Origin of the sequence: Myxococcus sp. AM011, from assembly GCF_013372595.1 — a bacterium.
GTDB lineage: Bacteria > Myxococcota > Myxococcia > Myxococcales > Myxococcaceae > Myxococcus > Myxococcus eversor.
Genome location: NZ_JABXEM010000142.1, coordinates 20,313 through 28,301 on the forward strand (window position 1 = coordinate 20,313; position 7,989 = coordinate 28,301).

3 protein-coding genes are annotated in these 7,989 nt (G+C 70.6%); 1 reads left to right on the forward strand and 2 read right to left on the reverse strand.

Annotated elements, in window-relative coordinates; genetic code table 11:
* Position 1 precedes the first annotated feature (1 nt).
* Complete coding sequence (locus tag HUW62_RS27015) at positions 2-5,260, reverse strand: amino acid adenylation domain-containing protein (protein ID WP_368670487.1); 5,259 nt, start codon at positions 5,258-5,260, stop codon at positions 2-4.
* 345 nt (positions 5,261-5,605) lie between these two features.
* On the opposite strand from HUW62_RS27015, the gene HUW62_RS27020 reads away from it, so the two are divergent.
* Positions 5,606-6,586, forward strand: a complete 981-nt coding sequence (locus HUW62_RS27020) for an aldo/keto reductase (RefSeq protein ID WP_176436028.1) — start codon at positions 5,606-5,608, stop codon at positions 6,584-6,586.
* A 34-nt stretch (positions 6,587-6,620) separates the two neighbouring features.
* Here HUW62_RS27020 and HUW62_RS27025 read toward each other — a convergent pair whose 3' ends face one another.
* Positions 6,621-7,442, reverse strand: coding sequence for a hypothetical protein (locus HUW62_RS27025; RefSeq protein WP_176436029.1), 822 nt, complete (start codon positions 7,440-7,442; stop codon positions 6,621-6,623).
* Between the last annotated feature and the right edge of the window lie 547 nt (positions 7,443-7,989).

Here is a 7,989-nt window from a genome sequence, read left to right on the forward strand (position 1 = left end):
CTCAGCTGTTCCTTCCGCCGCGACGCTGGAGGGCCTGACGACGGGCCTCCGCACGCTCCTGATGCTTCACGCTCTGCGTCCCCGGCTCCGACTCGGAGGTCAGCCTCCGCGCCAGCGCGTGGACAGTGGGATGCTCGAAGAAATGGGTGACGGGGACGTCCCGGCCGAGCACCTCGCGCAGCCGGGCGCACGCGCGCACCGCCGACAGCGAGCTGCCGCCCAGGTCATCGAAGAAGTGGGCATGCACGCTCACCGTCGGATACCCGAGCGTCTCCGCCCATGCCTGGACCAACGTCTCTTCCAAGGGCGTGCGAGGCGCACCCTCCGAGGGAGCCGAGCGCGTCGGGGCCGGCAGGGCCCGCGTGTCCACCTTGCCGCTGGACAACAAGGGCAGTGCCTCCAACGGGACGAGGTCCGCGGGGATGAGGTGCTCCGGCAGACGCGCGCGGAGACTCGCTCGCACTTCGCCTGGAGTCGGCATCCCGCCTTCGGGTGGCACCACGTAAGCGACGAGCCGAGGCTCTCCTCCCGCCGGCGGGCGCCACACCCGGACATGGGCCTGCCGCATCCCCGCGAGCTCGCGCAGGGCCACCTCCACCTCACCCGGCTCGATGCGGAACCCGCGCAGCTTCACCTGTGCATCCAACCGACCCAGCAAGTCGATGTGGCCGGATGGACGCCAGCGCGCCAGGTCTCCAGTTCGATACAGGCGCGCGCCTGGCACGGAGCCATACGGGTCCGGGATGAAACGCTCCGCCGTCAGGTCCGGGCGGCCTTCGTAGCCGCGCGCGACGGCCTGGCCTCCCAGGAACAGCTCTCCCGACACGCCGGGCGGAACAGGCCGCAGGGACTCGTCGAGCACGTAGGCATCGACATGCGGCAAGGGCGGGCCGATGTCCGGTGCCCCGGTCCCCACGACACACGGGGACCACGCCGAGCAGACGGTGACTTCGGTGGGCCCGTAGGCGTTCAGCATCACCCGCCCTGGAGCGAAGCGGGACACCAGGTCCTCCGGACAGTGCTCACCCGCGGAGACGAGCGTCTTCAGGTCTGGCAGCGGTGTGTCCGGCAGCAACGTGCAGGCCGAGGGCGGGAGCGTCACCAGGTGGATGCGTTCTTCTCGCAGCACGCGGTGCAGCACCTCGCCCGCCAGCACCTCGCCGGGAGGGGGCAGGACCAGCGTCGCGCCCGTCATCAGGCCCTGGATGTATTCCCAGACGGAGACATCGAAGGCCGGTGAGGCGAACTGGAGCACCCTCGCACCGGCGGACAACGCGAAGCCCTGTCGAATCGTCGCGACCAGTTGCAGGGCGCTGCGATGCGACACCATCACCCCCTTCGGACGGCCCGTGCTGCCGGAGGTGTAGATGATGTACGCCGTGCAGTCCGACGAGGGCAGCGCGCGCGGCTCGGATGGTGAGTCCCCGTCTCGCGCGTCACGAGCACCGTGCTCCTCCCAGGGGAGCATCGTCACTTCCGGAGGCAGCGTCAGTCGCCGCGCGAGCCGCTCCTGGACGAGCAGCCAGCGCGCGCCGGAATCACTCAACATCCAGGAGACCCGCTCCGAGGGGTATCCCTGGTCGAACGGCACCACCGTTCCACCGGCCTTCAGCACCGCGAGGAAGGCGATGAGCGCCTCGGGCCCTCCGCGCTCCATCTGCACGCCGACCCGACTCTCGGGGCCCACACCCTGGTGGCGCAGTCTCGCCGCGACCCTGTCCGCCCAGTCATTCACCTCGCGGTATGTCCATCGCGACGCGCCCGACACCAGCGCCTCGGCCTCGGGCGTCCTGGCCACCCAGGACTCGAAGGCCTCGTGAAGACCCGTCAGCGCCAGGGCCTCGGACGTCGCGCGCCCGCGACCTGTCGCCAGCGCCACGCGCCGCTCTTCTTCGTCCAGCAAGGGCAGGTCCAACAGGGGCACGTCGGGAGTCCGCGACGCCGCGTCCAGCAAGGCCCCCAGGTGACGGGCCATGCGCCGGGCGACCTCCGTGTCGAACAGGTCCGTGCAGTACTCCAGGCTCGCCGCGAAGCCTCCTCGCGACTCCGCCATCGACAACGTCAGGTCGAAGGCCGCTGCCTGGTTCTGAAGCGGGAAGGACTCCAGCTCCAGCGCGCCCAGCCGGACTCGCGTCCCCTCGCCTCCGAGCGCGAAGGGCGCGAGGGCTTCGCGCCCCGGACGCCCTGAGTGCAGCACGAACATCGTCTGGAACACGGGCGCGCGAGATGCATCTCGACGAGGCTGGAGCCGCTCGACGAGCCGCGCGAAGGGCAGCTCCTGGTGCTCCAGTGCCTCCAGCACCACGCCACGCACCTCGGCCAGCAGCGCGGAGAACGACATTCCCTTCGTCACGGTGGCGCGAAGGGGCACGGGGTTGACGAAGTAGCCCACCTGACGCGCCAGGTCCGCGCGAGCCCGGCCCGCCGTCGGCGTCCCCACCAGCAAGTCCTCGTGTCCGGTGTAGCGGCGCAGGAACGCGAGGTAGCCCGCCAGGAGCACCATGAAGGGCGTGGCGCCGCGCGCGCTCCCCAGCGACAGCAGGCGAGAGGCCGTCTCGGGTTCCACGCGGAAGGGCACGGCGGCGCCTCGGAAGGACTGGAGCCGAGGCCGTGGGCCAGAGGCGGGCAGCTCCAGCACCGGCAGCTCGCCGCTCAGCTTCTCGCGCCACCACGCCTGAAGCCCGTCGCCTCGCGCCCCGGTGTGGAGCGCCTCCTGCGCGCGGAGGATGGGGGCGACAGGAGCCGGGGGTGACGGCAGCGTCGCGGGTACGCCCTGGAGGCCGGCGGTGTAGAGGAGTCCCAGCTCCTCGGCCATCACCTCCAGCGACCAGAAGTCGGTGATGAGGTGGTGGAAGACGAGCAGCAGCACCGGGCCACCCTCGACGTCGGTGAAGACCCGCATGCGCATCATCGGCCCACGCTCCAGGTCGAAGGGGCGGTGCGTCTCCGCGTCCAGTCGCTCGCGCAGGGCCGCCTCCGTCCATCCCCGAGCGGACTCCCGCTCCAGCACGGGCGCGGCGGCGGGACGGAGCACCGGCTCACCCCGCTCCTCGGGGAACGCGCACGCGAGCGCGGGATGACGGGTGACGAGTCCGGAGAACGCCTGCGCGAGCCCCCCCAGGTCCACGTCCCGCGACAGGCGCATCGCGCGCGCGATGTGATACGCGGTGCTCCCAGGCGCCAGCCGCTGGAGGAACCAGAGCGCGCGCTGACCGTCCGAGAGATGCGGCGTCGCGTCCCCGACATCCGGCGCGTCGGCCGGAGCATCCGTGGGCTCCCCTCCCGCGCCACGCATGCGCTCCACCCAAGCGGCCACGTCGCGCAGGCTCGGCCCCTGGAGCAACAACGTGGGCGGCAGCGACACGCGCCACGTCTGCTGCACCGCGTGCATCACATCCAGCCCCCGCAGCGAGTCCAGCCCGTACTGCGTGAGCGGCGCCTCGGCGTCCAGCGTGCTCGCGGCGACACCGAGTCTCCGCGCCACCTCACTGGAGAGCCACGACAACACGTCTCCGGAAGTCAGCGCCTCGGACGCGGTCGACACCTCGTCCCGCGCGAGCACGTCCGCGCGGCTCTCCCGCCACGCACTCACGACCTCCAGGTCCTCGGCGAGGAACGCCTGCTTCGTCACGCGCCGCTGCACCTTGCCGCTGGACGTCTTGGGCAGACTCCCCGAGGTGATGAGCACCACCGCGTGCGCGGCCACGCCGTGCTCCTCCACGAGCGTGGCGCGGATGCGCGCGAGCGCCTCGTCGAGGACGCCTCCTTCCGCCGCCTTCCCGGAGACCTCCTGGACGATGACGAGCCGCTCCTCGCCCTCCGCCTCCACCGAGAACGCGACGCCACACCCCGGACGCAGCGCCGGATGGCCGCGCTCCACCGTCAGCTCCAAATCCTGCGGATAGAGGTTGCGCCCCCGCAGGATGAGCACGTCCTTCAAGCGGCCCGTGACGAAGACCTCACCGTCCTCGACGATGCCCAGGTCTCCCGTGCGCAAGAAGGGCCCCTCCCCCGTCCCCGCGAGTCGGCCGTGGAAGTCGCGCTCCGTCTCCTCGGGACGCTGCCAGTAGCCCTCCGCGATGCTCGGCCCCCGCACCCACAGCTCGCCCACCTGCCCTGGCGCCTTCGGCTCGCGCGTCTGGGGGTCCACCACGCGCAGCTCCTGCTCCCCCAGCACCTCGCCACTGCCCACCAGCACCGCCCCGTCGTCGGCGCTCCCAGGCGCTCGCGCCTCACCCCGCTCCAGGCCCTCGCGCGAGAAGCGCTTCACCACCAGCTCCACCGGACGCTCCGCGACGCGCTGGCGGCCCGTGACGATGAGCGTCCCCTCCGCGAGCCCGTAGCAGGGATAGAGCGCGTGGCGTCGGAAGCCCGCGGGCGCGAAGGCCTCGGCGAAGCGGTCCATCGTCTCCGCGCGCACCGGCTCCGCGCCGCAGAACGCCACCTCCCAGCGACTGAGGTCCAGCGCGGCGCGCTCCTCCGGTGTGCTCTTGCGCACACACAGGTCGAACGCGAAGTTGGGCCCTCCGCTCACCGTGCCGCCATGGCGCGAGATGACCTCCAGCCACCGCAGGGGACGCTGGAGGAAGAACATCGGCGCCATCAGCGACGCATGCATGTCCCGGAACAGCGGATGGACGATGCCTCCAATGAGCCCCATGTCGTGGTACGGCGGCAGCCACGAGACGAACCTCGGGTTCGGCTTCGCGTCGAAGTTCCGGGAGATGAGCTCGCAGTTGTGCATCAACTGCCGATGCGCCAGCACCACTCCGCGCGGCGAGCCGGTGGAGCCGGAGGTGTACTGGAGGAACGCCACCGTTTCGTCGCGCACGTCCGCCGCGCGCCACGACGCGGCCTCGGCCAGCGGCACCGTGTCCGTGGACAACCAGCGCAGCGCGCGCAGGTCCTCCAGTCCCTCGGTGAGCGGCCCCACCAGCTCCGAGATTCCGGACGTCGTGAGCGCCACGCGCGCGCCGCAGTCCGCCACCAGCGCCTGGAGCCGGGGCAGCGTGCGCCCCAGCCGCATGACATCCGGCGGATACGCGGGCACCGCCACCACGCCCGCATACAGACACGCGAGGAAGCCCACCACGTACTCACGCCCCGGTGAATACATGAGCAACGCCCGGTCTCCCGGCGCCATCTCTTGCTGGAGTCGCGCCGCCACCGCGCGCACCTGCGCGTCCAACTCCGCATAGGTGACAGTGTGCTCCCCCTCTTCGTCGACAAACGTGAAGATGGAATCCGTTGGCTGAGACACAGCCCGGGAGCGGCACACGTCGACGAGGGTAGCGGCCTCTGGACGAACGAACGCGGAGGCGGGGGCAGCGCGAGTCGGCAAGTGCATGTCGAGTGTCCCGGGGGGGATTTTTCAGCGGGACGGCAGCCGTTTCAGCTCGGCACACACGCGTCCCGTGAACCCGGGGGCGAAGTCCCTGCTGCACCGGCTGACGCCCCCTGGATTCGCCGTACTTTTAATGGATTCCGAGCAGTCAGAAAAGTCGCGTCATCACGATTGACCCAGCACATCCGTGTTGACCGGTTGCATATTCACGTCCGGTCGTGGCGATGTGCCGCCCGACACCCGACGAGAGGAGCCCCTTCCATGAAGTACACCCAACTGGGCCGCACCGGCCTGCGCGTCTCACGCCTGTGCCTGGGCTGCATGAGCTACGGCACTCCCTCGTGGCGCCCGTGGGTCCTCAACGAGGAAGCCTCGCAGCCGTTCTTCCGGCGCGCGGTGGAGATGGGCATCAACTTCTTCGACACCGCGGACATGTACTCGCTGGGTGTCAGTGAAGAAGTGACGGGCCGCGCGCTGCGACGTTATGCGCGGATGGAAGAGGTGGTGGTCGCCACCAAGGTGTACTTCCCCATGGGGGACGGGCCCAACATGCGAGGGCTGTCCCGCAAGCACATCATCCAGGCGTGCGAGGCGAGCCTCAGACGCCTGGGGCTGGAGACCATCGACCTCTATCAAATCCACCGGATGGACCCGCACACGCCGCTGGAGGAGACGCTGTCCGCGTTGGATCAGCTCGTCCGCCAGGGCAAGGTGCGCTACCTGGGCGCGTCGTCCACGTATGCGTGGCAGTTCGCGCGGGCCCTGGGCGTGGCGGACCTGAATGGCTGGTCCCGCTTCGTGTCCATGCAGGACCACTACAACCTCGTCTACCGCGAGGAGGAGCGGGAGATGCTGCCCCTGTGCGAGGCGGAGGGCATTGGCGTCATCCCCTGGTCTCCGCTCGCGCGCGGGCTGCTTTCGGGGACGCGCAAGTCACTGGGAGACCGGGAGGCGACGCCGCGCGCGCAGACGGATGCGTACGCGCCGGTGCTGTATGACCAGCCAGGAGACTGGGACGTGGTGGAGGCCACGCAACGGGTGGCCGAGGCTCGCAACGTGCCCGCCGCCCAGGTGGCCCTGGCGTGGCTCTTGTCGCGTCCCGTGGTGACGGCGCCCATCATCGGCGCCACGAAGATGGAGCACCTGGAGGACGCCATGCGCGCGGTGGACCTCACGCTCCAGCCCGAGGAGCTCCAGGCCCTGGAGGCGCCCTACCTGCCACACGCGCTGCGCGGCATGTGAGCCGCGCGGCGGTCCGCTCCCCGCCGAGTGCGCGTCAGAGGTCCACCCGGCTGGAGGGCTCCGACGCCTCTACCGGGGCCTCCACCGGAGCGAGCGCGGGCAGCTCCAGGAAGGCGGCCCGAGGACCGGAGCCGCCGTAGGCCAGCGCCTCGATGCGGTTGGTGCGCGGAGCGCGGGGGTCCCTCGGCAGGCACTCGGCCACCGACTCCTGGAGATTCAGCTCCGGGCGGGACTCCACGATTCGTTCGATGCGCGGCGGCATGTAGTTGACGGCGTCCTCGAACGCATAACGGGTGAGCGTGCGCGTCACCGTCGCCGTCCCGCAGCGGGTTTCAGGACGCGACTCCGTGAAGGTCCTGGAGCTCAGCGCGTTGGAGCCGCCATTGGAGGGGATGACACCACTGCGGACGGCCTGCGTCACGGTCTGGTTCACCATGACCTGCTGACACACCGTCATCACGAACGGCATGGGGCGAGAGACGAGCTGCAGCGGGGCGTACTCCCCCGCGGCCATGGCGGTGCGAACCAGGGCCTTCCACGGCGGAAGGGGGCCCTCCGGCATCAACTGCGTGCGGCACTCCAGCTCCGTGCCCGCGTCATTCGCCATGAACACCACCTGGACGTTGCTGATGTAGCGCGCCCCCGATGCCTCCGCGCGCTCCAGGAACTTCAGCACCAGCGCGCTGCCGTCCTGCGCGTGGCCGAAGGGCATGGAGATGGCCCAGGGCGCGAAGCCGGACTCCTTCGCCAGCTCAGGCGTGGCGACGATGACGGGAGGACCCTGACGCACCAGGGTGGACCGCGAGCACCCGGTGGCGGAGAGGAGCAACAACAGGGTCAGCGAGGAGCGACGCATCAATGGTCCCCTTGGTGGGCGATGCCTTCCCCCTAAAGTAACATCGTCGCGACAAGCCGGCGCACAGCGGCCCAGGGAGCAACTATCTCTCCACGGGCCGATATGTCCGGGGCCTCCGGGCGTTACCCGCGCGCCCCGGCGAGCCGGAGCCACTGCGCCGCCGAGCGCAGGTCCGCCTCGAAGTGGATGCGCAGTTCGGCGCGCTCACGAGGGTCCGTCCGGCGCAGGACATCCGAAGGCGCGAAGGTGGCCATGGCCCCGCGTGCCCAGGGCGTCTGGACGAACTGCCCCCGGTTCAGGTTGAGGCGGAACCCCGGCCCCAGCACCGCCTGCCCCGCGACGTGGCCCAGCGCGAGCATCAGCAGCGGGCGCACCGAGGCCACCTCCGACGCCAGCGCTTCGCGGAACGCCTGCGCCTCCCGCCAGCCCGGCGCGTCCACGTCCCCTCCGGACCAGGGCCCCCGCGAGACATGGAGGTCCGTGGGCTTCAGCCCCGCGCGCGAGAGCACCTGTCTCTTATACACATCTGACGCTGCCGACGACTTAA

Excerpts from the sequence above, each read along its gene's own strand:
- HUW62_RS27020 (WP_176436028.1), top strand. The coding sequence starts at position 5,606 with ATGAAGTACACCCAACTGGGCCGCACCGGCCTGCGCGTCTCACGCCTG.
- HUW62_RS27025 (WP_176436029.1), bottom strand. The coding sequence starts at position 7,442 with ATGCGTCGCTCCTCGCTGACCCTGTTGTTGCTCCTCTCCGCCACCGGG.